Annotated in this window: 29 protein-coding genes; 21 read left to right on the top strand and 8 right to left on the bottom strand. The window is 69.1% G+C overall.

Annotation, left to right across the window (positions count from 1 at the left end; translation table 11 throughout):
• Positions 1-1,464, bottom strand: a complete 1,464-nt coding sequence (locus tag AACH10_RS00215) for a hypothetical protein (protein WP_341408337.1) — start codon at positions 1,462-1,464, stop codon at positions 1-3.
• Positions 1,461-2,363 carry an AEC family transporter gene (locus AACH10_RS00210; protein WP_341408336.1) on the bottom strand — a complete coding sequence of 301 codons (903 nt, stop codon included), beginning with the start codon at positions 2,361-2,363 and terminating at the stop codon, positions 1,461-1,463. The genes AACH10_RS00215 and AACH10_RS00210 overlap by 4 nt, the downstream gene beginning before the upstream one ends.
• 90 nt (positions 2,364-2,453) lie before the next feature.
• Between AACH10_RS00210 and AACH10_RS00205 the strand changes: the two genes are divergently transcribed.
• From AACH10_RS00205 to xerD, 7 genes are all read left to right on the top strand, one after another.
• Positions 2,454-3,053 carry a MarC family protein gene (locus AACH10_RS00205; protein WP_341408335.1) on the top strand — a complete coding sequence of 200 codons (600 nt, stop codon included), beginning with the start codon at positions 2,454-2,456 and terminating at the stop codon, positions 3,051-3,053.
• Between the two features lie 161 nt (positions 3,054-3,214).
• Positions 3,215-4,009, top strand: coding sequence for an ABC transporter substrate-binding protein (locus AACH10_RS00200; RefSeq protein WP_423228540.1), 795 nt, complete (start codon positions 3,215-3,217; stop codon positions 4,007-4,009).
• 25 nt (positions 4,010-4,034) lie between these two features.
• Positions 4,035-4,823 carry an amino acid ABC transporter permease gene (locus AACH10_RS00195; RefSeq protein ID WP_341408334.1) on the top strand — a complete coding sequence of 263 codons (789 nt, stop codon included), beginning with the start codon at positions 4,035-4,037 and terminating at the stop codon, positions 4,821-4,823.
• Positions 4,820-5,566, top strand: coding sequence for an amino acid ABC transporter ATP-binding protein (locus tag AACH10_RS00190; protein WP_341408333.1), 747 nt, complete (start codon positions 4,820-4,822; stop codon positions 5,564-5,566). Before AACH10_RS00195 ends, AACH10_RS00190 begins: the two co-directional genes overlap by 4 nt.
• A gap of 49 nt (positions 5,567-5,615) precedes the next feature.
• A complete protein-coding gene (locus AACH10_RS00185; RefSeq protein ID WP_341408332.1) occupies positions 5,616-6,902 on the top strand; it encodes a DcaP family trimeric outer membrane transporter in 1,287 nt (428 codons plus the stop codon).
• A gap of 98 nt (positions 6,903-7,000) precedes the next feature.
• A complete protein-coding gene (locus AACH10_RS00180) occupies positions 7,001-7,984 on the top strand; it encodes a tripartite tricarboxylate transporter substrate binding protein BugE (RefSeq protein WP_341408331.1) in 984 nt (327 codons plus the stop codon).
• 13 nt (positions 7,985-7,997) lie between these two features.
• Positions 7,998-8,930 carry a site-specific tyrosine recombinase XerD gene (xerD, locus tag AACH10_RS00175; RefSeq protein ID WP_341408330.1) on the top strand — a complete coding sequence of 311 codons (933 nt, stop codon included), beginning with the start codon at positions 7,998-8,000 and terminating at the stop codon, positions 8,928-8,930.
• Between the two features lie 13 nt (positions 8,931-8,943).
• On the opposite strand, the gene AACH10_RS00170 is transcribed toward xerD, so the two are convergent.
• Positions 8,944-9,615 (bottom strand): OmpA family protein, encoded by a 672-nt coding sequence (locus tag AACH10_RS00170; RefSeq protein ID WP_341408329.1) that lies wholly within the window; start codon positions 9,613-9,615, stop codon positions 8,944-8,946.
• Complete coding sequence (locus AACH10_RS00165) at positions 9,612-10,079, bottom strand: FecR family protein (protein WP_341408328.1); 468 nt, start codon at positions 10,077-10,079, stop codon at positions 9,612-9,614. The genes AACH10_RS00170 and AACH10_RS00165 overlap by 4 nt, the downstream gene beginning before the upstream one ends.
• Positions 10,080-10,342: 263 nt before the next feature.
• Here AACH10_RS00165 and AACH10_RS00160 point away from each other — a divergent pair, with 263 nt between their 5' ends.
• The 3 genes from AACH10_RS00160 (at position 10,343) to AACH10_RS00150 (ending at position 13,330) form a co-directional block, all read left to right on the top strand.
• On the top strand, positions 10,343-10,900 hold the full coding sequence (locus tag AACH10_RS00160; RefSeq protein ID WP_341408327.1) for a hypothetical protein: 558 nt from the start codon (positions 10,343-10,345) through the stop codon (positions 10,898-10,900).
• A 353-nt stretch (positions 10,901-11,253) separates the two neighbouring features.
• A complete protein-coding gene (locus AACH10_RS00155; RefSeq protein WP_341408326.1) occupies positions 11,254-12,174 on the top strand; it encodes an HprK-related kinase A in 921 nt (306 codons plus the stop codon).
• Positions 12,175-12,205: 31 nt separating this feature from the next.
• Complete coding sequence (locus tag AACH10_RS00150; protein WP_341408325.1) at positions 12,206-13,330, top strand: nucleotidyltransferase domain-containing protein; 1,125 nt, start codon at positions 12,206-12,208, stop codon at positions 13,328-13,330.
• Positions 13,331-13,346: 16 nt separating this feature from the next.
• Here AACH10_RS00150 and AACH10_RS00145 read toward each other — a convergent pair whose 3' ends face one another.
• Complete coding sequence (locus AACH10_RS00145) at positions 13,347-14,159, bottom strand: ferritin-like domain-containing protein (RefSeq protein WP_341408324.1); 813 nt, start codon at positions 14,157-14,159, stop codon at positions 13,347-13,349.
• 86 nt (positions 14,160-14,245) lie between these two features.
• Here AACH10_RS00145 and AACH10_RS00140 point away from each other — a divergent pair, with 86 nt between their 5' ends.
• Complete coding sequence (locus AACH10_RS00140; RefSeq protein ID WP_341408323.1) at positions 14,246-14,773, top strand: gamma carbonic anhydrase family protein; 528 nt, start codon at positions 14,246-14,248, stop codon at positions 14,771-14,773.
• Positions 14,774-14,789: 16 nt separating this feature from the next.
• The gene (hslO, locus tag AACH10_RS00135) at positions 14,790-15,770 is read left to right on the top strand and encodes an Hsp33 family molecular chaperone HslO (RefSeq protein WP_341408322.1); all 981 of its coding nucleotides are present in this window, start codon (positions 14,790-14,792) and stop codon (positions 15,768-15,770) included.
• Between the two features lie 6 nt (positions 15,771-15,776).
• Here the strand turns inward: hslO and AACH10_RS00130 are convergent, their stop codons facing one another.
• The 3 genes from AACH10_RS00130 to flgA all read right to left on the bottom strand — a co-directional run bounded on the left by AACH10_RS00130 (position 15,777) and on the right by flgA (position 17,527).
• Complete coding sequence (locus AACH10_RS00130) at positions 15,777-16,193, bottom strand: hypothetical protein (RefSeq protein ID WP_341408321.1); 417 nt, start codon at positions 16,191-16,193, stop codon at positions 15,777-15,779.
• 49 nt (positions 16,194-16,242) lie between these two features.
• The gene (flgM, locus tag AACH10_RS00125; protein ID WP_341408319.1) at positions 16,243-16,533 is read right to left on the bottom strand and encodes a flagellar biosynthesis anti-sigma factor FlgM; all 291 of its coding nucleotides are present in this window, start codon (positions 16,531-16,533) and stop codon (positions 16,243-16,245) included.
• Between the two features lie 166 nt (positions 16,534-16,699).
• Positions 16,700-17,527, bottom strand: coding sequence for a flagellar basal body P-ring formation chaperone FlgA (gene flgA, locus AACH10_RS00120; RefSeq protein WP_341408317.1), 828 nt, complete (start codon positions 17,525-17,527; stop codon positions 16,700-16,702).
• A gap of 210 nt (positions 17,528-17,737) precedes the next feature.
• Between flgA and flgB the strand changes: the two genes are divergently transcribed.
• From flgB to flgJ, 9 genes are all read left to right on the top strand, one after another.
• The gene (flgB, locus tag AACH10_RS00115; RefSeq protein ID WP_341408316.1) at positions 17,738-18,151 is read left to right on the top strand and encodes a flagellar basal body rod protein FlgB; all 414 of its coding nucleotides are present in this window, start codon (positions 17,738-17,740) and stop codon (positions 18,149-18,151) included.
• 48 nt (positions 18,152-18,199) lie between these two features.
• Positions 18,200-18,607: a flagellar basal body rod protein FlgC gene (flgC, locus tag AACH10_RS00110; protein ID WP_341408315.1), complete on the top strand. Its 408-nt coding sequence runs from the start codon at positions 18,200-18,202 to the stop codon at positions 18,605-18,607.
• A 34-nt stretch (positions 18,608-18,641) separates the two neighbouring features.
• The gene (locus AACH10_RS00105; RefSeq protein ID WP_341408314.1) at positions 18,642-19,310 is read left to right on the top strand and encodes a flagellar hook assembly protein FlgD; all 669 of its coding nucleotides are present in this window, start codon (positions 18,642-18,644) and stop codon (positions 19,308-19,310) included.
• 106 nt (positions 19,311-19,416) lie between these two features.
• Entirely contained in the window at positions 19,417-20,685 is a 1,269-nt protein-coding gene (gene flgE, locus AACH10_RS00100) for a flagellar hook protein FlgE (protein ID WP_341408313.1), read from the top strand.
• A 34-nt stretch (positions 20,686-20,719) separates the two neighbouring features.
• A complete protein-coding gene (gene flgF, locus AACH10_RS00095; protein ID WP_341408312.1) occupies positions 20,720-21,451 on the top strand; it encodes a flagellar basal-body rod protein FlgF in 732 nt (243 codons plus the stop codon).
• Between the two features lie 121 nt (positions 21,452-21,572).
• Entirely contained in the window at positions 21,573-22,355 is a 783-nt protein-coding gene (gene flgG, locus AACH10_RS00090) for a flagellar basal-body rod protein FlgG (RefSeq protein ID WP_341408311.1), read from the top strand.
• Between the two features lie 11 nt (positions 22,356-22,366).
• Positions 22,367-23,050 (top strand): flagellar basal body L-ring protein FlgH, encoded by a 684-nt coding sequence (locus AACH10_RS00085; RefSeq protein ID WP_341408310.1) that lies wholly within the window; start codon positions 22,367-22,369, stop codon positions 23,048-23,050.
• A 14-nt stretch (positions 23,051-23,064) separates the two neighbouring features.
• Entirely contained in the window at positions 23,065-24,204 is a 1,140-nt protein-coding gene (locus AACH10_RS00080; RefSeq protein WP_341408309.1) for a flagellar basal body P-ring protein FlgI, read from the top strand.
• A gap of 2 nt (positions 24,205-24,206) precedes the next feature.
• Positions 24,207-25,181 carry a flagellar assembly peptidoglycan hydrolase FlgJ gene (gene flgJ / locus AACH10_RS00075; RefSeq protein WP_341408308.1) on the top strand — a complete coding sequence of 325 codons (975 nt, stop codon included), beginning with the start codon at positions 24,207-24,209 and terminating at the stop codon, positions 25,179-25,181.
• Positions 25,182-25,183: the final 2 nt, after the last annotated feature.

Below are 25,183 nucleotides of genomic sequence, written 5' to 3'. Positions count from 1 at the left end.
TCAACGCACGATCTGCGCGAACGGCACCACCCAGCCCACCTGCAGCACCGGGCTCACCGGTCCGTTCTTGCCGCGCGCAGCGCCCACGCCAGCGCGCCAGTGCGGGCCATCACCCTCCGGCAGTTTGCTGACCCAGGCCATGCCCTGGCCGATGGCGCCCGACAGGCTTTGCACGCCGCCGCCGCCCGCACCGCCGGCCAGCAGCTCGCCGCCGAACTGCCAGCCGCCCCGGCGCGGCGTGGTGGCCATGCCGGCGCCCAGCAGGCCGATGGAATAGGCGCCCACGCCGCCACCGAAGGCGCTGTGCGCCTGGCCGGTGACATAGAGGTTCGGATTCAGCCAGTGGTTCAGTTGCAGGCCGATGGTCTGCATCGCGCGGCGCGTGCCATCACGGCGGTCCACGCGGTCGATCTGCTGCAGCGAGCCGGCCCACTCGATGCGGCGCACCGTGCCTTCGCGCGGGCCACGGCTGTCCAGGCCGGGCTCCAGGTCGGCCGACAGCGTGAACTCCACGCGCTGGCCGCGCAGCGCCTTGCTGCGGCCGGCCACCGGCCCGGCGGCCAGGCCCACGCGCCAGCCCGGGCTGGGCTGCCAGGCCAGCGTGCCCTCGGCATGGCCGATGACGCCACCACCGGTGGGCACGGCGCCACCGCCACCCAGGCCCACGGCGCCGCGCACGCCCACGCGCAGGCTGTCGGCCAGCGTCCACTCACGGCCGGCATGGGCCAGCAGCTCCATGTAGCCGGCGCTCGGCCCGTCGGCCGCGGCGGCGGCTTCCACGCCCACCGGCAGGCCGGCGTCGAGCAGGCGGTCCAGCCGCACACCCACCAGGCGCACATTGGGGTTGGGGGCGCCGGCGTTCAGCCGGTAGGTGCCGCCCAGCAGCGACATGCGGTCCACGCCCAGGCCACTGCGGCCGGACGCCGCCATGCGCTCGCCCAGGCGCGACAGCGGCTGCGCCGCGAACCAGCTGTGCCACTCCAGCTGCAGGCTGAACTGGCTGCTGCGGATGTCGGTGCCGGCAAAGCGCACATGCGACAGGCCGGCCGAGAGCTTCCAGTCGCCCATGCCGGCGGCCAGGGCCACGCCGGGGCGGATCATCAGGCCGTCGCCCACCGGTGCCGCGCCGCCGCCGCCGCCGCCCACCGCCAGGTTGGGCAGCAGCCACAGCCGGCCGGGCCACAGTGCGATGGGCCGCTGCACCGACACGCCACCGACGAAGAAGCCGCCGCGCTGGCCGCTGGCCGCGCCGTACACCGACGGGCCCACCCACCAGTCGGGCGCGGCTTCGAACAGCACCTGCGCATGGGCCGCCCCCATCGACTCCTGGCCGGGCAGCTTCCAGCGCTCGTAGCCCAGGCCGATGGACAGCGGCACGCTGGCGCCAGCGGCCTGGACCGCGGTCACCAGGGGCAGCAGGCTGACGCCGACGAGGCAGGTACGCAGCAGGGCAGGGCAGTTCATCGCAAGGCAGACAGCAGGGCCAGCGCCGCCGGCAGGCCCGGCATCGCCAGCAAGGTGGACACGGTGACCAGCCCCGCCACGTAGCCGCCGTGGCCACCCATGCGCGTGGCCAGCACGTAGGCACTGCTGGCCGTGGGCATGGCGGCGAACGATACCAGCACCGCCGCCTGTGCCGCGGGCAGGCGCAGCACCAGCACCAGCACGATGGCCAGCGCCGGCAGCAGCGCATGGCGGATGGCCATGAAGCCGCCGGCCAGCCAGGGCGCCTCGCGCAGCGCGCCGAAGCGCAGGCCGGCGCCCACCGCCATCAGCCCCAGCGGCAGCGCCGCCGCGCCCACGCGCGACAGCGTGGTGCCGGCCAGCGCCGGCAGTTGCAGCCCGGCCAGGTTGGCCACCAGGCCCGACACCGTGGCCACGATCAGCGGATTGCGCACCAGCTCGCGCAGGTAGCCGTGGCCGCCGGCGCGTGCCAGCGGCCACACCGCGGCGATGTTGCACACCGGCACGCACACCGAGATCAGCACCGCCTGCAGCGCCACGCCCTCGGCGCCGGCCAGGCGCTCGGCCAGCGCCAGCGCCACGTAGCTGTTGAAGCGGAAGGCCGTCTGCGCGCCCGAGGCGTGCAGCATGCGGTCGACCCCCGGCGCCTTGGCCAGCGCATAGGCCAGCAGCACGCCGCAGCCCACCACGGCCACGCCGGTGCCGGCGAACTGCAGCATGGCCGTGGCCTGGATCGGGTTCTTGACGATGGCGTGGAACAGCAGCGCCGGGAACAGCAGGTAGTACACCAGCTTCTCGGCGCCGTCCCACACGGCGCGGTCGAGTGGCGTGTGGCGGCACAGCAGGTAGCCGAGCGCGATCAACGCGAAATCGGGCAGCAGGATCAGCGGATCGGGCATGGCCGGGGAGTGTGCCAGCGCACTGCCCGGCATCGCTGCGTGCCGGCCGGGCATCGATGCAGGCGGGCGGGCCTGGGTACCATGGCCGGCATGGAACACAGCTTTCTCTCGGCCTTCGTGCTGCTGCTGCTGGTGCTGGATCCGTTCGGCAGCCTGCCCATCTACATCACCGTGCTGGGCGGCGTGGCGCCCGAGCGGCGCCGCCGCGTGGCCGTGCGCGAGGTGGTCATCGCCTTCGTGGTGCTGCTGCTGTTCATGGTGGCCGGGCAGGGCTTTCTGCAGCTGATGCGCCTGTCCGAGCGCTCGCTGGAGGTGGCCGGCGGCGTGATCCTGCTGATCATCGCGATGCGCATGATCTTCTCGGGCGGCGAGGCGGTGTACGCCGCCGACGGCCAGCGCGAGCCCTTCATCTTTCCGCTGGCCGTGCCGCTGCTGGCCGGGCCGTCGGCCATGGCCACGGTGCTGCTGCTGGCCTCGCGCCAGCCCGAGCGCCTGGGCTCGTGGGTGGGGGCGCTGACGCTGGCGATGGTCGTCTCGGGTGCCGTGCTGCTGTCGGCCGAGCGCATCCGCCGGCTGCTGGGCGCGTCGATGGTCTCGGCGCTGGAGAAGCTGATGGGCCTGGTGCTCACCGCGGTGGCGGTCGAGATGGTGCTGGCGGGCCTGAAGCGCTACTTCTTCGACCCGGTTTGACCGGCATCGAAGGCGTTGCGCGCATCGCACAACCCCCTGTCGTTTGCATCTCGATGTCGGGCTGGGGCGCGCCTAGAATCGCGCCCCATTCCAGCCCGGCACGGCCTGTGCATGGGGGCCTGGATCGACCTGGAAGCCACCGCTGGAAGGATGCCCGCGCCATGAAGAAGCCGATGAACACGTTCACCCGACGCGCCCTGGCCATTGCCGCCATGGCCACCGCCGCCGCGGCCACGCTGGCCCTGCCGGCCCAGGCCCGCACCATCGACGAGATCAGGAAGGACGGCAAGATCGTCGTCGCCACCGAGGGCCAGTTCGCGCCGTTCAACTTCTTCCAGGGCGCCAAGCTCACCGGCTTCGAGGTCGAGGTGGCCGAGGCCGTGGTGGCCAAGATGGGGCTGAAGATCGAGTGGAAGGCGCTGAGTTTCGACGCGCTGCTCACCGGCCTGCGGCAAGACCGCTGGGACATGGTGATCGCATCGCACGGCATCACCGACGAGCGCGCCAAGGCCGTCACCTTCACCGAGCCGCACTACTGCTCGGGCGGCGTGATCGTGGCCAAGGACGCCGCCATCAAGACCGCCAAGGACCTGGCCGGCAAGGTGGTCTCGGTGCAGACCGGCACCACCTACCTCGAGAACGTCAAGAAGGTCTCGGCGGTCAAGGAGGTGAAGAACTTCCCGCAGGACACCGACGCCCGTGCCGCGCTGGTGAGCGGCCGTGTCGACGCCTGGGTGACCGACCGCTTCGTGGCCGCCAACTCGCTCAAGGCCAACCCCGATGCCGGCATGAAGCTGGGTGACTTCCTGTTCATCGAGCGCATCGCCTCGGCCGTGGCCAAGGGCAACACCGGCCTGGCCACCGAGGTCAACAAGGCCCTGGCCGCGATCCAGGCCGACGGCAGCTACGCCACCATCTCGAAGAAGTGGTTCGGCGAAGACATCCGCTGCAAGTGATGGCCTGGGCTGCCGGAGGGGCGCGATGAACGGCCTGCTGTCGCTGTGGCCGGCGGCGTGGTCGCGCCAGCAGAAAAGCAGCGCCACGATGCTGGCCGCCTCGGCGCTGCTGCTGCTGATCCTGTGGCTGCTGGCGATCCCGCTGTCGTGGGCGCCCGAGCCCATCGGCAACAACGCGCAGCTGTTCGCCGAGGGCACGCGGGTCACGGTCGAGCTCACCGTGGTGGCCGGCCTGGCCGGCGTGGTGCTGGGCCTGGTGGCGGCACTGGGCAAGACCTCGCGCGTGGCGCCGCTGCGCTGGCTGGCCAGCTTCTACATCTGGGTGATGCGCGGCACGCCGCTGCTGGTGCAGGTGCTGGCGGTGTACTTCGCGCTGCCCGAGGTGCACCCGGTGCTGCGCATGACCGAGTTCACCGCCGCCTGCGTGGCGCTGGCGCTCAACGTCGGCGCCTACAACGCCGAGGCCATCCGCGCCGGCCTGCTGGCCGTGCCCAAGGGGCAGATCGAGGCGGCCCGGTCGCTGGGCCTGTCGCGCTGGCACACCTTCATCGACGTCACCTTCCCACAGGCCTTCAAGATCTCGCTGCCGCCGCTGGTCAACAACATCGTCGCGCTGCTGAAGGATTCGTCGCTGGCCTTCACGATCGGCGTGGTCGAGCTCACCAACGCCGGCTCGCAGGTCAAGAGCACCTCGTTCCAGGCCGTTCCGGTGTTCATCGCCACGGCCATCATCTACCTGCTGCTAACCACCGTGATGACGCTGATCTCCGACGCCGTGGAGCGCCGCTTCGACATCGAGGGCAAGCTGGGATGACGACCGCCGGCACCGATCTCATCACCGTCGAGGGCGTCAACAAGCATTTCGGCGCCCACCATGTGCTCAAGGACGTGAGCACCACGTTCCGCGCCGGCGAGGTGACGGTGATCCTGGGTGCCTCGGGCTCGGGCAAGAGCACGCTGCTGCGCATGCTCAACCGCCTGGAAACGCACGATTCGGGCCGCATCCTGGTCGATGGCATCGAGGTCAACGACGACACGCGCCAGCTCGAGAAGCTGCGGGCCGAGGTGGGCATGGTGTTCCAGCAGTTCAACCTGTTCCCGCACCTCACGGTGCTGGAGAACGTGGCGCTGGCGCCGCGCCGCGTGCGCGGCCTCAGCCGCGCCGAGGCCGAGGCCCGGGCCACCGAACTGATCACCCGCGTGGGCCTGGCCGATCACATCCACAAGCATCCGTTCCAGCTCTCGGGCGGCCAGCAGCAGCGCGTGGCCATCGCCCGCAGCCTGGCCATGCAGCCCAAGGTGCTGCTGTTCGACGAGCCCACGTCGGCGCTCGACCCCGAGATGGTCAAGGAAGTGCTCGACGTGATGAAGCAGCTGGCGCGCAGCGGCATGACCATGCTGGTGGTCACCCACGAGATGGGGTTCGCGCGCGAGGTGGCCGACCGCGTGCTGTTCATCGACCAGGGCCGCATCGCCGCCGATGCGCCGCCCGATGTCTTCTTCGGCCGCCAGGACAACGAGCGCGTCCGAGCTTTCCTGGGCCGCATCCTGCATTGATTCCGACCGGCGCGGCGCGCCACACCGCAACACGACAAGGAGAAACGCCATGAACCTCTTCAAGCCCACGCTGACCGCCGTGGCCGCCGTGCTGGCGCTTGCCGCCGCCGCGCCCGCCCTGGCCCAGGCCAATCCGCTGGACGAACTGCGCGAGGAAGTGCGCAAGCTGCGCGCCGAGCTCGAGGCCCTGAAGAAGGACCGCGCCGCCACGCCCGCCGTGAAGCCCGCCGACGCCAGCGGCTGGGGCGAGCGCATCGAGCAGCTGGAGCTCAAGAGCAAGGACGCCGTGACGCTGGGCGACATCGGTGGCGGCTTCCGCCTGCCGGGCTCGGAGACGTCGATCCGCCTGTACGGCTATGCCGAGGCCCATGCCATCCACGACATCAAGGTCTGGAGCGGCAGCGACAACTTCACCGACCTGACGTTCCAGGGTGCCACCGGCGCCAAGGGCCGCACCAAGTTCACGGCCGAGACCTCGCGCTTTGGCTTCGAGACGTCCACGCCCACCGCGCAGGGCACCTTCAACACCAAGCTGGAGATGGACTTCTACGCCTACAGCAACGGCAATGGCAATCGCAACCGCCTGCGCCTGCGCCATGCCTATGGCGAGTACGCCGGCTTCCTGGTGGGCCAGACCTGGTCGACCTTCATGGACCTGGACAACCTGCCCGAGACGGTGGACTTCAACGGCCCGATCGGCGCACCGTTCTCGCGCCGCACGATGGTCCGCTACACCTACGGCATGCCGCAGGACGGCATGAAGTTCACCGTGGCCATGGAAGACCCGGAAGACCAGTTCGGCGGCGGCAGCGCCAACGAGCGCATGCCGCAGCTGGTGGCGCGATTCGACAAGAGCTTCGACTGGGGCGCCGTCAACCTGCGCGGCCTGGCCCACGAGAAGCGCAGCGACACCCAGACCAAGCGCGGCTACGGCTTCGGCGTGGGCGGCAGCTACAAGCTGACCGACAAGGACCTGCTGATGGGCCAGTACACCCAGGTGGACGGCGACTTCGACCAGCTCTACGGCAGCAATGCCTACGCCATCGACGCCACCGACGGCAAGATCACCTTCGACCGCAACCGCGGCCTGGTGCTGGGCTATGCCAAAACCTTCAGCGACCAGCTGCGCGGCACGCTGGCCTTCGGCATGAACAAGGGCCGGGTCGAAGCGGCAGTGGACAACCGCCGCCTCACGCAGTGGCACCTGAACCTGATCTACTCGCCGATCAAGAACGTCGAGCTGGGCGGCGAACTGGTGCTGGGCGAGCGCAAGACCTTCGCCGGCGACGTGGCCAAGATGCAGCGCGTGGACCTGATGGGCCGCTATTCGTTCTGAGTTGACCGAGGGCATGCCGCCTGCGGCATGCCCGGATGAATCGGCGCCGGTGGCGGGGTAGCATGACGGGCTCACAGAACCGCTGGAGATACCTGCCCATGACGACGTCCCGCCGCACCGTCACCCTGTCTGCTCTGGCCGCCGGTGCCGCCCTGGCACTGCCGCTGGCCGCCTGGGCCCAGGCCTATCCCACCAAGCCGGTGAAGCTGGTGGTGCCCTTCGCTCCCGGCGGCACCACCGACATCGTGGCGCGGGTGCTGGCCGAGAAGATCGGGCCGGCGCTGGGCCAGACCATGGTGGTCGAGAACAAGGCCGGCGGCGGCGGCTCGGTGGGCGCCACCGAGACCGCGCGCGCCACGCCCGACGGCTATGCGCTGGGCATGGCCACGGTCAGCACCACGGCGGCCAACCCCGCGATCAACCCCAAGATCGCCTACAACCCGCTGACCGACTTCACGCCGATCACCAACGTGGCGGCCACGCCGAACGTGATCGCGGTGCATCCCAGCTTCCCGGCCAAGGACTACAAGGGCTTCCTGGCCGAGCTGAAGAAGAACCCCGGCAAGTACAGCTACGCCACCAGCGGCACCGGCGGCATCGGCCACCTGCAGATGGAGCTGTACAAGAGCCTGTCGGGCACCTTCGTCACCCACATCCCGTACCGCGGCGCCGGCCCGGCGCTCAACGACACGGTGGCCGGCCAGGTGCCGATCATCTTCGACAACATGCCCTCGGCGCTGCCCTTCATCAAGGACGGCCGCCTGGTGGCCATCGTCGTCTCGGCCCCCGCCCGCCTGGCGCAGCTGCCCAACGTGCCCACCTTCAAGGAGGTGGGCCTGGAGCCGGTGAACCGCATGGCCTACTACGGCATCTACGGCCCCAAGGGCCTGCCCAAGGAGGTGGTGGACAAGGTCAACGCGGCGGTCAAGACCACCGTCGCCCTGCCCGAGGTGAAGAAGCGCATCGAGGACACCGGCTCGCTGGTCATCGCCAACAGCCCGGCCGACTTCGCGGCCCAGATCAAGGCCGAGTACGAGGTGTACAAGAAGGTCGTCGACGTGCAGAAGCTCAAGCTCGACTGAGCCCCGTGCCCGCATGGCGCGCCCGCATGACGACGACGACGCCCCCGCGCTGCCCGTGGCCAGCGCGGAGGCCATCCGCCGTTTCACCGACGCGCTGTGGATCGAGGACGGCCTGTCCAAGCTGACCCTGGAGGCCTACCGCCGCGACCTCACGCTCTACGCGCGTTGGCTGGCGGCGCAGAACGGCCGCCTGCTCGACGAGAGCCGCGAGTCCGACCTGCTGGGCTACATCGCCCACCGCCACGCCGGCACGCGTGCCGCCACGGCCAACCGCCGGCTGACGGTGTTCAAGCGCTACTTCCGCTGGGCACTGCGCGAGCACCGCACGGCGGCCGATCCCACGCTGCGGCTGGCCGGCGCGCGCCAGCCGATGCGCATGCCCAAGGTGCTGAGCGAGGCGCAGATCGAGGCCCTGCTGGCGGCGCCCGACGTGAGCGAGCCGCTGGGCCTGCGCGACCGCGCGATGCTGGAGCTGATGTACGCCAGCGGCCTGCGCGTGACCGAGCTGGTTGGCCTGGCCAGCGTGCACCTGGGCCTGAACGAAGGCGTGCTGCGGGTGATGGGCAAGGGCAGCCGCGAGCGGCTGGTGCCCTTCGGCGCCGAGGCTGGCGAATGGATCGAGCGCTACCTGCGCGAGGCACGCGGCGCCATCCTGGGCGGCCAGCAGAGTGGGGCGCTGTTCGTCACCGCGCGCGGCGGGCCGATGACGCGGCAGATGTTCTGGACCCTGGTCAAGCGCCATGCACGCACCGCGGGCATCGCGGTGCCGCTGTCACCACACACGCTGCGCCACGCCTTCGCCACCCACCTGCTGAACCACGGGGCGGACCTGCGCGCGGTGCAGATGCTGCTGGGCCACGCCGACATCGCCACCACCACCATCTACACCCACGTGGCGCGCGAGCGCCTGCGCCAGTTGCACGCCAGGCACCATCCGCGGGCCTGAGGCGCACGCTGCGTCAGCGCAGCTTGATCTCGACGCGGCGGTTGCGCGGCTCGGCCACCTCGTCCTCGGTGGGCACCTCGGGCTCGCGCTCGCCGCGACCGATCACCGTGATCGCCTCTCGCGCCAAGCCGGCGGCGACGAGGATCTCGCGCACGGCCTCGGCCCGCACCACCGACAGCCGGTCATTGGCGTCCAGCGTGCCCACCCGGTCGGTGTGACCGGTGACGACCACCTCGGGGGCTTGCAGACCCGCCAGGGCCTTGCGCACCTCGTCCAGCACCGGGCCCGACTCCGGCGTCAGCCGGTTCCCGTTGGACTCGAAGCGCACCACGAAGCGTTGCGGCCGTGGCGGCTGCGTGGCCAGCAGGTCCCCATAGCGCTGACGCACGACCAAGGGGTCGATGCTCACCGGCTGCAGCGCCTGCCCCCTCAGTTCCACCGCGGCATAGGGCTGGGCCAGCAGCAGACGCTGCGCGCCGGCCTTGACCTCGACGGCGCTGGGCCGGCCATCGGGCTGGGGCAGCAGCACCACCCGATCGCTCACACTGGCGCAGCCGCTGGCCAGCAGGGCTACCGAGACCGCTGCGACCGTCGTGAGCGCCAAGCGGCAGGCGCCGGTCCGGCGCGCCGGTGCATGGCCGGTCTGGCCGGTCAGGACGGTCAGGCTGGTGCAGGCGCGCCTCATTTCGCCCCCTCACCGGCATCGACGATGAACTCGGTGCCGCGCACACCCAGCACCACGTTGCGGGTCTGCACGTTCACCTTCTCGGGCGCCTTGCGGGCCAGCAGACCGGTCACCATGGCCAGCGTGCCACGCCAGATCGACACCAGCAGCCCACCGTCCTGCGTGGTGGCATTGAACGCGAACTCGCTGAGCACCAGTTCACTGTTCGGCCCCGCCGCCAGCAGCGTGTCATCGGCCAAGGTGATGCCCACGCGCCCGTCGGCGCCGGTGCGCACCACATCGCCCACCTGCACCGCGTGCCCGACCGCCAGCGCCTGCCCGGGCGCCGCACCGCCGCGCAGCAGCGTCACCGCACCGGCGCTGCGCTTGACGATGCCCGCAGGGCCCTCAGCGGCCGCACTCCACGCCGGCATGGCCAGACAGAGGCTGGCAATCACGGCCAAGCTGGCAAGGCGGGCGCTCATGGCATCGGGTCGGCTGACGACACAGGTCATGAAGCCGATGTTAGCCCTGCCGGTTCGTCCGACCTTGGGCGGGCATCGGCCATGACCCATTGCACGGGTGCCTACCCTGAAGTGCGGGGTTTGCCAACTATTGACCTCTGAAACGTCACGGATCCGGGTTATCTTCGCTGAATCAGAACGAAGAGGCAGCCGCGAGTGATGCATCGTCACTCGGGTTGACTTGGGCGCTTGGGTGGGCCTTCGCGTTCTGTCGAGGTTTCAAGATGCACAACGAACGGAATTCCAAGCTTGCTGAAGTGGCGCAAGTCGCTGTTGAGCCGCAAGAGCAACTGACAGGTGCGGCGTTGGTGCGCCGGCGCGCTTTGGTCAAGGCGCTGGCGAAGGGGGGGGGCGCCGTTGTTGCTGTTGCCCCCATCCATTCCTTCGCCGCACCGTCCGGCTCGCTTGTAACGGGTGTATGCACTGTCTCGGGCGCGATGTCCGCGGTTTCGTCGCATTCGCCCAATCACGCGACTTGCACCTCTTACAGTCCGCTATATTTTGCGAAATCGTCTAACTGGCCTTCAGGCTTGGTGTATGGATCTTTGACTTTTGCGGCCTTATTTCCCGGCACGAGTACAGATGCAACCAAAGTCAAAGACATTTTGAACGGTTCAGTCGGTCAGGCGGATTTGTTGTATTGGGTTACTGCTAACTTCAATGCGCGCATCAGTGGTAACGGCATGGTGACATTCCCGTACACCAAGGAGCAGGTTGTCGATCAGTATTACGGCGCTGGCTCGGCTAATTTTTTAGCATTTCTTAAGAAGTTGTGGGGGTGAATTCGCGCGCGAATTTCTCAATATGTAATCCGAGGATTTCTGAGTGATTCTCTGGCTGCGTGGCCGATGAGTGTCGATGAGCGTTGGGCAGCGCTACCTGCGTCTGATTTTTCATGGCGGGAAATTGACGGGGAGTGGTTGGTTCATGAGATTGGATCAGGTGCAGTTCACTGCATGGGCTCGGTGGTGGCGTTGGTTCTCGACAGGATAATCAGTGAGCCAGTGGGTACCGCATCGTTGGCCAGCTGGTTGTGTCAGTTAATGGGGCCGTCTAGTTTGTCTGGCGTTGATGACTTGCTCTCCAGTGCACTCAACGAGCTTAGACGCGCTGGACTTATCGAGGCTATTGTTGAGTGATACTGGCAGAACTTGGCCGAGCCGAGTTGATGGCGTTTCTACGGCAAGGGCGGTTGCGCTTGCGCACCGGCCCCTTCATCACTCAAATCGCCTCCAGCCTTGAGTCAGTCGCCAGCGGGTTGGCGACTTTGTATGGTGACTATCCGCTTCCTGACCCCGAGGAATATACAGATTTTTCAATCGGTTTGATGCCAGGCAGCGGGCTGCGTCGCTGGATGTGGCCACAAGCGCGGTTCGTATTTGATGGCAGGCCTATCTTTGAGCCGATGCCGTTAGATCATGCGTTCCCTTTGCTGGAGTGGTCAATGAACTGGTGTGTGGCCAGTCAGGCTCACCAGTATCTCTTGTTGCATGCGGCCGTGATCGAACGCAACGGGGCGGCGGTTCTACTGCCGGCACCTCCTGGGTCGGGCAAAAGCACCTTGTGTGCTGGTCTCATTCATGCTGGATGGAGGCTGATCTCGGATGAGATGGCCCTCGTAGATCGTGACGGGTCGGGACGCATCTGGCCCCTCTGCCGCGCCGTGAGTCTGAAGAACCGGTCCATTGAACTGATTCGGGAATGGGCGCCCGATGCTGAGTTCAACCGGCTGACCAGAAATACTGTCAAGGGTGATGTCACACACATGCGCGCACCCGCGCTTCATGTGGCGCGCATGCAGCATCCAGCAATCGCCAGGTGGATAGTGTTCCCTCGCTGGGTTTCGGATGTGTCGCCTGAGTTGGCGCAACGGTCGCGGGCGACCAGCGTGATTGAACTTGCGCGCAATGCTTTCAACTATGCACAGTTGGGTGACGAAGGGTTTGATTTGTTGGCGGACTTGGTCCAGGGGTGTGACTGCTACGACTTCCGCTACTCCACCTTGGATGAAGCGGTGGAGGTGTTCGACAACTTGGTGAATTCGGCTCGCGCGTGATGCCTGCTTGGAGCGTGAGGCTGGAACTGTGATGAAGTTGGAGGCTGCGTCAGAGGATCCCGAGGCGTTGGTGAAACTCCTGCGCTCCGATACTGTGCTCTCTCAGTTGCACGCGAGTGACTGGGCGAATTTGCTCGGACAGGCGAGGTCGGCACTGTTGATGGCTCGCGTGGCGAATTGCCTATCGGAACGTGAGCTTCTGGGCGAAGTTCCAGAGCGTCCCCGCTCCTACTTGGTGCGTTCCGCTGAGGTGGCCGACAGGCATCAGCATGCGGTTCGGTGGGAACTGGCGCAGATTCAGCATGCGCTGAAAAGGCTCTCGGGGCCAGTGCTCGTATTGAAAGGCTGCGCTTACATCGCGTTGAAGTTGCCTGCTTCGCGCGGTCGAACTGTGTCGGATATCGACGTGCTGGTGCCGAAGGTCCAAGTCGGCTCGGCCGAGTCAGCCTTGCTCGCCGCAGGCTGGATTCCGCAGGAGCGGGACCTCTATAACCAGCGCTACTACAGGAAGTGGATGCACGAAATTCCGCCGCTGACTCATGTGAAGCGCGGCACCGTCATCGACCTGCACCACACCATCACCGCGCCGACCTCGAGCTTCGCGGTGGATGGTGCGCGGCTGATCGAGGCCTCTCGTCCCATCGATCCGGCCGATCCGCAGTGGCGTGTGCTGCAGCCGGTGGACATGGTCCTGCACAGCGCTGTTCACCTGTTCCAGGAAGGGGAGTTCGAGCACGGGCTTCGGGATCTGCTGGACATGGACTGGCTGCTGCAGCATTTCGAGAAGGTCGAGGACGGGTTCTGGCCGCAACTGCTGGCGCGCGCGGGCGAGTTGAAGCTGCAGGTCCCTCTGCACCATGCGCTGCACCACATCGAGCGCCTGTTCGGTCGACGCGTGCCGGACGGGCACCGCGCGGCGGTGGTGGCCCTGGCGCCTGCATGGCCGCAACGCGTGGCGATGGCCTGGCTGCTGACCCGGGCCTTGCGTCCGCATCACCCCAGTGCGGAACAGGGCGGCGAAGCGCTGGCGCGGGCGTTGCTGTACGTGCGTTCGCACTGGCTGCGCATGCCCCTGCACCTGCTGGTGCCGCACCTGGTGCGCAAGGCCTGGATGCGGCATTTCCCGGCCACCCAGGACGAGCCGGTCGCGCGCTGACCGGCAGGCGGTTCATTCAGCCCAGCGCCGCCAGCTCCGCCTCGGTGAACCCCGCCGCCCGACGCGCCTCCAGGTTGAACGGCGGGCGCGGCTTCGGCGCGTCGTGCTGCTGCGCCAGGGGCGCGTAGCTGGCTTCGGGATCGACGCCGGCTTGATCGCACAGCCAGCGGTACCAGCGGTTGCCGATGGCCACATGGCCCACTTCGTCGGTGAGGATGCGGTCGAGGATGGCCACGGCGGCCAGGTCGCCAGCGCGGCGCAGCTTGGCCTGGATGGGGGGTGTGGCGTCCAGGCCGCGGGCTTCCAGCGTGCGCGGCACCAGCGCCATGCGCGCCAGCACGTCGTGCTTGGTGCGTTCGGTCATGGTCCACAGACCGTCGTGGGCGTCGAAGTCGCCATAGGCGTGGCCCAGGCTGTGCAGGTGGCGCTCCAGCAGCCCGAAGTGGATGGCCTCCTCGGCCGCTACCTGCAGCCAGTCGCGGTAGAAGGCCTCGGGCAGGCCGGCAAAGCGCCACACGGCGTCCAGCGCCAGGTTGATGGCGTTGAACTCGATGTGGGCGATGGCGTGCAACAGCGCCGCACGGCCGGCGGTGGTGAAGGGCGAGCGCCGCGCCAGCTGCACATGGGGCACCAAGGCCGGGCGTGGGGGACGTCCGGGCAGCCCCGGGGGCTCGGCCAGCGCGGCGTGCGGGTCGATGCGCTGCTCGCCGGCGCGCAGCGCGCGCCACAACTCCAGCGCGGCGGCGGCCTTGGTGGCGGGATCGGTCAGCTGCAGGGCGTGCAGCGCGTGGGGGCGCACGCAGGGCAGGGCGGTGGACTCGGTCGGCATCCTTAAAATCATAGGCTTTGCCGTCGCAGCCGGGGTTGTGGACGGTGTCGTTTCCTCCCACCCGCTTCACAGGATTCTTGCCACCCATGGCCATCTACCAGCTCGGCGAGCGCACGCCCGAGGTCCATCCCAGTGCCTGGGTGGCCGATTCGGCCCAGGTCATCGGCAACATCCACCTCGCCGAGAACGCCAGCGTCTGGTACGGCGCCATCCTGCGCGGCGACAACGACCGCATCTCGGTGGGCCGCAACAGCAATGTGCAGGACGGCAGCGTGCTGCACATCGACACGGCCAAGCCGCTGACCATCGGCGATGACGTGACCGTGGGCCACCAGGTGGTGCTGCACGGCTGCAGCATCGGCGACTGCACGCTGGTGGGCATCCAGAGCGTGATCCTCAACGGTGCGCGCATCGGCAAGAACAGCATCGTCGGTGCCGGCTCGCTGGTCACCGAGGGCAAGGAGTTCCCCGACGGCGTGCTGATCGTCGGCAGCCCGGCCAAGGTGGTGCGCGAGCTCACGCCCGAGCAGATCGCCCGCGTGCAGATGAGCGCGCGGCACTACGTGGCCCAGGCCGCGCTGCACCGCGGCCAGCTGCTGCGCATCGACCGCTGAGCGCCGGGCCCGCACGATGGATCAGCTGATCAAGTTCATGTTCGAAGGCCTGCCGGTGCGCGGCATGTTGGTGCGCCTGTCGGGCAGCTGGCGCGAGGCCATGTCGCGCCGCGCCAGCGCCAGCGATGGCGGCCATGCCTTCGCGCCCGAGGTGCGCGCGCTGCTGGGCGAGATGGCCGCGGCCGGCGTGCTGATGCAGGGCAATCTGAAGTTCAACGGCGCGCTGGTGCTGCAGGTGCAGGGCGACGGGCCGGTGAAGCTGGCGGTGGCCGAGACGCGCTCGGACTTCGGCTTTCGCGTCACCGCCAAGGTGACTGGCGAGGTGCCGGCCGGCGCCGGTCTGGCCGCGCTGGTGAACGTGCACGGCCAGGGCCGCTGTGCGATCACGCTCGACCCGCAGGACCGCCTGCCCGGCCAGCAGCCCTACCAGGGCGTGGTGCCGCTGCATGGCGACCAGCGCGAGCCGCTGCAACAGCTGTCGCAGGTGCTCGAGCACTACATGCTGCAGAGCGAGCAGCTCGACACCCGCCTGGTGCTGGCTGCCAACGACGAGGTGGCGGCCGGCCTGCTGATCCAGCGCCTGCCGATCGAAGGCGGCGTGCAGTCGTCGGGCGGCGTGGCCTACAGCCCCGACGAGGCGCACATCGGCGCCAACGAGGATTTCCAGCGCATCGCCATGCTGGCCGCCACGCTGACCTCGGAAGAGCTGCTGGCGCTGGCGCCCGAGCAGGTGCTGCACCGGCTGTTCTGGGAGGAGACGCTGCGTGTGTTCGAGCCGCTGACGCCGCAGTTCAAGTGCAGCTGCTCGCGCGAGCGCGTGGCCGGCATGCTGACCAGCCTGGGCGCCGAGGAGGTGCACGGCATCATCGCCGAGCGCGGCGAGGTGGAGGTGGGCTGCGACTTCTGCGGTGCGCAGTACCGCTTCGACGCGGTGGACGTGGGCGAGCTGTTCACGCCGGGGCGCGAGTCGCCACCGTCGTCGTCGCAGGTGCAGTAGCGCGGGTCAGGCGCTGAGGCTGCCGCCGCGCAGCAGGCTGTCGGCGCGGCCGTTGGCGCCATAGACGCCGCCATGAGCGATCGGCGGGGGCATCAGCACATCGATGGCGCGGTCGAGCGCGGCGGTGGCGCGGGCCAGGGCTTCGCGCTGGCGGGCCACCTGGGCACCGGCCCGGGCCAGGCGCAGGCGCATCGGCTCGGGCACGCCGCCGTGGCGCGCTGCGTGCATGAAGGCCTCGACGGCACGGGCGAGGTCGCGGTGCAGTTCGTTGGCATGCAGCTCGATCGAGGGTGCGTTGCGGTCGCGCAGCGCATCGTTGAGCGCGCCCAGGCGCTGCTCGACCGCACTCACCAGGGAGTCGAGGTCGGCGCGCTGCCCTGTCTCGGCTTGCAGGGCGGCCAGTTCGGCGGGCGAGTGCAGCATGCCAGTGGACGATGGCCGTCAGGCCACCGCGTGAGGAATGGGGTGGCGCTCAGGACTTGCCGACGCTGCCCAGCAACTCGCGGGCGTTGCTGATCAGCTTGTCGGCGATCGCGTCGGCGTTGACTTCGAACTTGCCGTCGCGGATGGCGTCGGAGATGCGCTTGACCTTGTCGGCGTCGAACACACTCTCCGTGCTGCCGGCCGTCAGCTGGCTGACGGTGGCCGACAGTTCGACCTGGGCACTGGCTTCCGTCTTGCCACCGGCGTTGCCGGTGCCCGAGGCACGTCGCTCGCTGACGGCCGGGGTGACGCCCTTGTTATCAAGTTGACCGATCTTCATGGTGGACTCCATCTGGGGCGTACGGACTGCCCGCCCTTGAGACATGTTCGGGGTATCGACCGCCCCTCGACGGACTTTAGGCCTTTTGGGCCGAAAACCGGAAACACCCCGTAATTCGGGGGATCGAGGAGGCCGGCGGGCGGGCCGGACGGCCGGGGCAGGGGGCTCACATCGGCACCTCGATGCGGCGGTCGGCCGTGGCCACGCCCGAAACGATGCGCCCGCCGTCGATGCGCGCGCGCACGGTCTGGCCGTCGATGCCGGGGCTCAGCGCCTGGCCGTCGGCGGCGATCTGGAAGCCCGGGCCCATGGCCACCACGCGCACGGTGTCACCGGCGGCGAACCACAGTCGGGGCTTCAGATCGGCCTGGCGCAGCGCATCGCCGGCGGCCAGGTTGCGGGCCAGCGTGCGGCCCACGGCCAGGTCGGGCTGGCCGATGGCGGGGTCGGTGCTGGCGGCCACGTCCACCTCGGCCTGCGTCAGGTGCTGGCGCTGCAGCACGGTGCCCGCCGGCACGGCGGTGGTGGCCACCAGCGAGCGGGCGAAGACCTTCACCGTCACCGGCAGGTAGACGTTCCAGGCCTTCGGGCCCTGGGTGCAGCGCAGGCCGATGCGCGTCTGGCCGATCGCCCGGCTGCCGGGGGGCAGGTAGGGCTGCACGGTCTGGCAGGGGGCCAGCTTCAGGCGCGGATCGAGCCGGCCCACCACCACCTCGATGCGCGGCGGCGTGGCCGCGGGGGCGGTGGCGGCACCGGTGTCGTCGGGGGAGGCCAGGGCGGTTTGTGCCGCCTGGCGCATCCACTGGGCGATCTCGGTACCCGCCGGCACGGCGCTGGCCTCGTCGGCGGCGCGCGCCGGCGCGGGCAGCGCCAGCGCGACGGCCAGGCCCAGACTCTGACCCAGGCCCAGGCCCAGGCCCAGGCGCGGCACGCCGGCCGCACCTCGGCGCCAGGCGCGGTGCGCTGGACGCTGCGGCACAGCCGGACGGGGCATGGGCAGGATGGTGTTCACGCTGCGCATGGTGCCCTGGGGGCGGTGGCGCGTTGCCTGGAAATGTCGCCGGATCGTCCGGCTTATCGGGCTCATGTTCGGCGGCGTGCCTGCCCACAATGCCCTGGCATCGAGCAGCCTGCCCGCATGGCCGGCGGCGCTGTCCCGATGGCGAACCCGCAGCCGGATGTCCCCGACAACCGAAAGACGACCATGCAACGACTGACACAGACGCTCGATTTCCAGGCCAACGCCCTGGTGCTGCGCGCAGAGCGTCAGCGCCTGATCGCCAGCAACATCGCCAATGCGGACACGCCGGGCTACCAGGCCCGCGAGATGGACTTCGCGCAGGCCCTGCGCGAGGCCACCGGCCAGGCCCAGGCCGCCGGCACGATGGCCGCCACGCATGCCGGCCACTTCGGGACCGCGCCCACCAGCGATGGCGAGCCGCCCAATCTGCTGTATGCCCGCTATTCCCAGGATTCGGTGGACCGCAACACGGTCGACCTCGACCGCGAACGCGCCAGCTTCGCCGAGAACACCGTGCGCTACGAGGCGGCGCTGCGCTTCATCAACGGCTCCGTGCGCACGCTCACCGACGCCATGAAGAGCCCCAGCCAGGGCTGATGACGGCGTGCCCCCCCGAGCCGAGCGATCCACCGCAGGAGCACCGCGATGAGCATGTTCAAGATCTTCGATGTCTCGGGCAGCGCGGTCAGCGCCCAGACGCAGCGCCTGAACGTGGTGGCCAGCAACCTGGCCAACGCCGACACCGTGGCCGGCCCCGACGGCCAGGCCTACAAGGCGCGGCAGGTGGTGTTCCAGACCACGCTGATGGGCGAGGTGACCTCGGCCGGCGTGCGCGTGAGCAATGTCGTCGAGTCCGACACGCCGGGGCGCAAGGTGCACGACCCCAAGCACCCGGCCGCCGACGCCCAGGGCTACGTGACCTTCAGCAACGTGAGCCCGGTGGAGGAGATGGTGAACATGATCTCCGCCTCGCGTTCGTACCAGAACAACGTCGAGGTCATGAACACGGCCAAGAGCCTGTTGATGAAGACCCTGCAGATGGGGCAGGGCTGATGCCTGCCGATCGTCCTGAACCCCGGAACCCGCGATGACCACCACCTCCAGCAGCACCGCCAGCCTGGCCACCGACTTCTCGTCGTTCAATGTCGCCAGCACCAGCACCGCCAAGGCGCTCACCGCGCAGGAGCAGCAGGACCGCTTCCTGAAGCTGCTGACCACGCAGCTGACCAACCAGGATCCGCTGAACCCGATGGACAACGCGCAGATGACCACGCAGATGGCGCAGATCAGCACCGTCAGCGGCATCGAGTCGATGAACCAGTCGATCAGCAAGCTGACCAGCCAGTTCGTCAGCATGCAGGCGCTGCAGGGGGCCTCGCTGGTGGGCCACAGCGTGGTGGTGCAGGGCGACCAGATGGCCATGAGCGGCAACCAGGCCAGCGGCCTGTTCGAATTGAGCGCCGCCGCCGACACGGTGAAGGTCGAGGTGCTCAATGCCGCCGGCACCGTGGTCAAGACCGTCAGCCTCGGGGCGCAGGGCAGTGGCCAGCAGGACTTCTCGTTCACGGCCAATGACCTGGAGACCGATGGCGACTACCGCTTCCGCATCAGCGCCACCACCGGCGGTGTGGCCGTCACCGCCACACCGCTGATGCTGGACAAGGTGAATGCCGTCAGCGCCGGCAGTGGCACGCTGACGCTCGACCTGCAGAACAGCGGTTCGGTCTCCTACGACGCGGTCAAGTCCGTGCACTGATCCCGTCCCTCTTCTCCCGCGCGGCGCACGCGAGGCGCCGCGGTGATCCGCAGTATCCGAAGGTGGTCGACCGGCCGCCGACATCGTTCGCACCAGGAGTGTTCCCATGAGTTTCCAGCAAGGCGTCACAGGCTTGACTTCCGCCGGTCGCAACCTCGAGGTGATCGGCAACAACGTGGCCAATGCCAGCACCGTGGGCGCCAAGGCTTCGCGTGCGGAGTTCGCGGATATCTATGCTCGCGCCTCCGGCGGTGGCGCGGGCAGTGCCGGCCTGGGCGTGGCGGTGACGGCGGTGGCGCAGCAGTTCTCGCAGGGCAGCATCAGTTCCACCGACAACCCGCTGGACGTGGCGATCAACGGTGCGGGCTTCTTCCAGCTGCAGGACCCGACCGGTGCGATGGTCTATTCGCGCAATGGCCAGTTCAAGGTCGACCGCGAAGGCTATGTCACCAACTCCGACGACATGAAGCTGATGGCCATCCCGGTGACCTACCAGGACGGGCAGATCCCCGGCAAGTCGCAGCCGCTGCAACTGCCCACCTCGGGCATCGCGCCGAAGCAGACCTCCACCATGAACATGGAGATCAATCTCGACGCCCGGCAGAGCGCCAAGATCGACTCGGCCACCAATGCGCCGGTGGCCATCGACTTCACCGACGCGACCACGTACAACAACTCCACGTCGATCAACATCTACGACACCAAGGGCCAGCAGGTGTCGATGACCTACTTCTTCCAGAAGGTGGCCAACAACACCTGGGACGTCTATGCCACGGCCAACGGCGAGACCGTCGGCGGCACGGCAGACGCACCGGCGCCGATCACGCGCGTGGAGTTCCCCGACGATGGCACCCCGCCGACCTCGCCGTCGGAGCCGATCTCGGTGGCCATTCCGGCCACCGGCGTGGGCACCTCCACCGAGACCGTGGCTTTCGAGTCCGTGGTCATGGACATGACCAAGCTGACCCAGTTCGGCTCGGCCTTCGGCCCCACCGACGTGTCGCAGGACGGCTTCCCGCCCGGCCGGCTGAGCTCGATCTCGATCGAGAACGACGGCACCGTGATCGGCAGCTACTCCAGCGGCCAGTCGGCGGCCATCGCCCGCATCGAACTGGCCAACTTCCGCAATGCGCAGGGCCTGCAGCCGCTGGGCGGCAACGTCTGGGCCAGCACCTATGACTCGGGCGACCCGGTCATCGGCACGCCGGGCGGCGGCAACCTGGGCCTGCTGCAGTCCAAGGCGGTCGAGGAGAGCAATGTGGACCTGACGCAGGAGCTGGTGAACATGATGGTGGCCCAGCGCATCTACCAGGCCAACGCGCAGACCATCAAGACGCAGGACTCGGTGATGCAGACCCTGGTCAGCCTGCGCTGATGCACTGAGCCCCGCCGCACCGAGGAACTGACCCATGGACCGCGTGATCTACCTGACGATGACAGGCGCCAAGGCCGCCATGCAGCGCCAGGAAGTGGTGTCCAACAACCTGGCCAACGCCTCGACCACCGGCTTTCGCGCCGAGCTGACCGCGTTCCGCGCCGTGCCGGTGCAGGGCGACGGCGCCAGCACGCGGGTGTATTCGCTGGAAAGCACACCTGGCTACAACCCCGAAGCCGGGCCGATCACCGCCACCGGCCGCAACCTGGACGTGGCCATGAAGGGCAACGCCTGGCTGGCGGTGCAGGGCAGCGACGGCACCGAGGCCTACACCCGCTTCGGGGCGCTGGACGTCAGCCCCGAGGGCACGCTGGTCACCCGCACCGGGCTCACGGTGCTGGGCGATGGCGGTCCGATCACCGTGCCGGCCAATGCCAGCGTGCAGATCGGCGAGGACGGCACCATCACCGCGCGCACCGGCAACGGCGCGCCGCAGGGCATCGGCCGGCTCAAGCTGGTGACGCCCGAGGCGGCGCTGAACCGCGGCGAGGACGGCCTGTTTCGCGCTGCCGATGGCAACGATCTGCCGGCCGATGCCAATGCCCGCCTGCAGGACGGCGCGCTGGAAGGCAGCAATGTCAGCCCGGTCGAATCGATGGTGGCCATGATCTCGGCCGCACGCCAGTTCGAGCAGCAGATGAAGATGCTGCAGACCGCGCAGGACCGCGAGCAATCGGCCACGCGGCTGCTGGGCAACAGCACCTGAGCCCGGGGCCCCGCACCCACCGCCGAGAAGCGCCGCCATCGCGGCGCTTTTTGCTTTTTCCGCGGGCTCAAGTCGGGGCGATCATCACCATGTACCCCTTTCTTTACACGGAGCGCTGCACATGATCCGCTCACTCTGGATCGCCAAGACCGGCATGGAAGCGCAGCAGACCCAGCTGGACGCGGTCTCGCACAACCTGGCCAACAGCGCCACCAATGGCTACAAGCGCGGCCATGCGGTGTTCGAGGACCTGATGTACCAGAACCTGCGCCAGGCCGGCGCCAACAGCACCGAGCAGACCACGCTGCCCACCGGCCTGCAGATGGGCCTGGGCGTGCGCGCCGTGGGCCTGGCGCGCAACTTCTCGCAGGGCAGCATCCAGCAGACCAGCAACACCTACGACGTGGCCATCATGGGCCAGGGCTTCTTCCAGGTGCAGATGCCCGACGGCACCACCGGCTACACCCGCGACGGCGCGTTCCAGCTGAACTCGCAAGGCCAGATCGTCACCAACGCCGGCTACCTGGTGCAGCCGGCGATCACCGTGCCGGCGCAGGCGCAGAGCGTCACCATCGCCAAGGACGGTGTGATCACCGTCACACTGCCGAGCCAGACCGCGCCGCAGCAGATCGGTCAGTTGCAGATCGCCAACTTCATCAACCCGGCCGGTCTGGAGCCCAAGGGCGAGAACCTCTATGCCGAGACCGGCGCGTCCGGTGCACCGCAGGCCGGCTCGCCGGAAGCCAACGGCCTGGGCAGCCTGAAGCAGGGCTATGTCGAGGGCAGCAACGTCAACATGGTCGAGGAACTGGTCACGATGATCCAGACGCAGCGCGCCTACGAGGTCAACTCCAAGGCGGTGCAGACCTCGGACCAGATGCTGCAGCGCCTGGGGCAGCTGTGAGGCACACCACCATGAGCCTGCGCACCGCCCTGCTGGCCCTGCCGCTGTTGCTGCTGCTGGGCGGCTGCGAGCACCTGGCCCGCCTGCCCGACGTGGAGGTGATCCAGCCCACCGCGGCCGTGCCGCTGCCGGCCGTGCCGGTGGCCGCGCCGGTGCCCACCGGTGCCATCTTCCGCTCCGACGGCTACCGGCCACTGTTCGAGAACCACCGTGCCCGCATCGTCGGCGACACGCTGCTGGTGCAGATCGCCGAGAAGGTGAACGCCACGCAGAGCTCGACCAGCAACATCGACCGCAAGAGCGCGCTGTCGGCCAGCGTCACCGCCTTGCCGCTGCTCAAGAGCAGTGCGCTGACCCGCGCCACCGCCACCGGCTCGGACACCAACACCTACGAAGGCAAGGGCACCACGGTCAACACCAACGACTTCTCCGGCACCATCACCGCCACCGTGGTGCAGGTGCTGCCCAACGGCCACCTGATCGTCGCCGCCGAGAAGCAGATCGGCGTCAATGCCAACGTCGACGTGCTGCGCTTCTCGGGCCAGGTGGACCCGCGCGCCATCGCGCCGGGCAACACGGTGCAGAGCACGCAGATCGCCAACGTGCGCGTCGAGCAGCGCGGCCGCGGCCAGCAGGCCGAGGTGCAGAGCATGGGCTGGCTGGGCCGCTTCTTCCTCAGCGTGCTGCCGATCTGAGCCGGATGGCCGACATGACTTCTTCTGTCTTCAGGCCCGGAAGTTGGCTGCGCCGCGCGGCGCTGCTGGTTGCCGTGCTGGCGGGTGTCGCCGCGGGAGGCGGGGCCCAGGCTGCCCGCATCAAGGAACTGGCCACGGTGCAGGGCGTGCGCCCCAACCAGCTCACCGGCTTCGGCCTGGTGTTCGGCCTGGACGGCACCGGTGACCAGAGCACCCAGGCGCCGTTCACGCCCCAGGCCCTGGCGGCCTACCTGCAGCAGAACGGCATCACGCTGCCGCCGGGCGTGCAGATGCAGCCCAAGAACCTGGCCGCCGTCGTCGTCACGGCCGATCTGCCGGCCTTCGCCCAGCCGGGCCAGCGCATCGATGTCACCGTGGCCTCGGCCGGCAATGCCAAGAGCCTGCGCGGCGGCACGCTGCTGGCCACCGCGCTGCGCGGCGCGGACGGGCAGATCTACGCCATCGCCCAGGGCAACCTGATCGTCGGCGGCGCCGGCGCCTCGGCCGGCGGCAGCAAGGTGCAGATCAACCACCTGTCGGCCGGCCGCGTGCCCGAGGGCGGCACGGTGGAGCGCTCGGTGCCCACCCAGCTCTCGCGCGGCGGCTACATGCAGCTGGACGTGTCGGCCAACGACTTCACCACCGCCCGCGCGGTGGCCAACGCCATCAATGCCGTCAAGGGCGCCGGCACCGCCCAGGCCATGGACGGCCGCGTGGTGCGCGTGCGCATGCCCGATACGCTGAGCGACCCGGTGGGCTTCGTGGCCGACATCGAGAACCTCGACGTGCAGCTGGCCAAGCCCGCGGCGCGCGTGGTGCTCAATGCGCGCACCGGCTCGGTGGTGCTCAACGAATCCGTCACGCTGGGCACCTGTGCCGTGGCCCATGGCGCGCTGACCGTGACCGTCAACGCCACGCCGCAGGTCAGCCAGCCGGCGCCGCTGTCGCAGGGCGGGCAGACCGTCAAGACCGAGAAGGTCGACATCGCCATCACCCAGCAGGGCGGGGCGCTGATGCAGTTGCCGCCCGGCGCCAAGCTGGCCGACGTGGTGCGCGCGCTCAACGCGCTGGGCGCCACGCCGCAGGACCTGCTGGCCATCCTGCAGGCCATGAAGACCGCCGGCGCGCTGAACGCCGAGATCGAGGTGATCTGACCATGGCCGCCGCCGCCTCGGGCCACGCCGCCGCCAGCGCCTCCACGGCCAGCTTCGCCGCCAGCCAGGGCGTGCGCGGCAACCGCCTGGCCAGCGATGCGCGCAACCTCGATGCGCTGCGCAATGCCGCAGGCAAGGACCCCAAGACCGCTGCACGCGAGGCGGCGGTGCAGTTCGAGGCCCTGTTCATGCAGCAGGTGCTCAAGAGCATGCGCGCGGCCAGCGATTCCAGCGGCATGATGGACAACGAGGCCAGCCGCATGGGCACCGACATGCTCGATGCCCAGCTGGCCAGCGGCAGCGCCGGGCGGCCGGGTGGCCTGGCCGACCTGATCGCGCGCCAGCTCGAGCGGCAGATGGGCGTCACGCCCAGCGCCACGCCGGCCAACGCCAGCCTGTCGGCCGCGCGTGGCGGCCTGGGCGGCGCCACACAGGCCGCAAGCGCCAATGCCGGCGCCCTGGCCAACGGCACCGCCGTGGCCGGCGCCCCGCGCGTGCCCTCCACCGCGGTGGCCGGCTTCGTGCAGCAGCACAGCGAGGTGGCGCGCCAGGTCGAGGCCGCGAGCGGCATCCCGGCCAGCTTCATGATCGCCCAGGCCGCGCACGAGACCGGCTGGGGCGCCAAGGAGATCGTCGGTCGCGACGGCACGCCGTCGAACAACCTGTTCGGCATCAAGGCCGGTGCCAGCTGGAAGGGCCCGACGGTGGACGTGACCACCACCGAGTACGTCAACGGCCAGGCACAGAAGGTGGTGCAGAAGTTCCGTGCCTACGCCAGCCATGCCGAGTCGTTCGCCGACTACGCCCGGCTGATGAGCGACAACCCGCGCTACGCCGCCGTGCGTGCGGCCGGTGGCGATGCCACGGCCTTCGCCCAGGGCCTGCAGAACGCCGGCTATGCCACCGATCCGGCCTACGCCAGCAAGCTGGCCAAGGTCATCCAGACCACGCAGCGCGCCCAGCGCGCACTGGGCTGAAG

The sequence above is a fragment of the Pseudaquabacterium inlustre genome (assembly GCF_038066595.1).
Lineage (GTDB): Bacteria > Pseudomonadota > Gammaproteobacteria > Burkholderiales > Burkholderiaceae_C > Pseudaquabacterium > Pseudaquabacterium inlustre.
The sequence above is the reverse complement of the archived record's forward strand: the minus strand, read 5'-3'. Positions and strand labels throughout refer to the sequence as shown.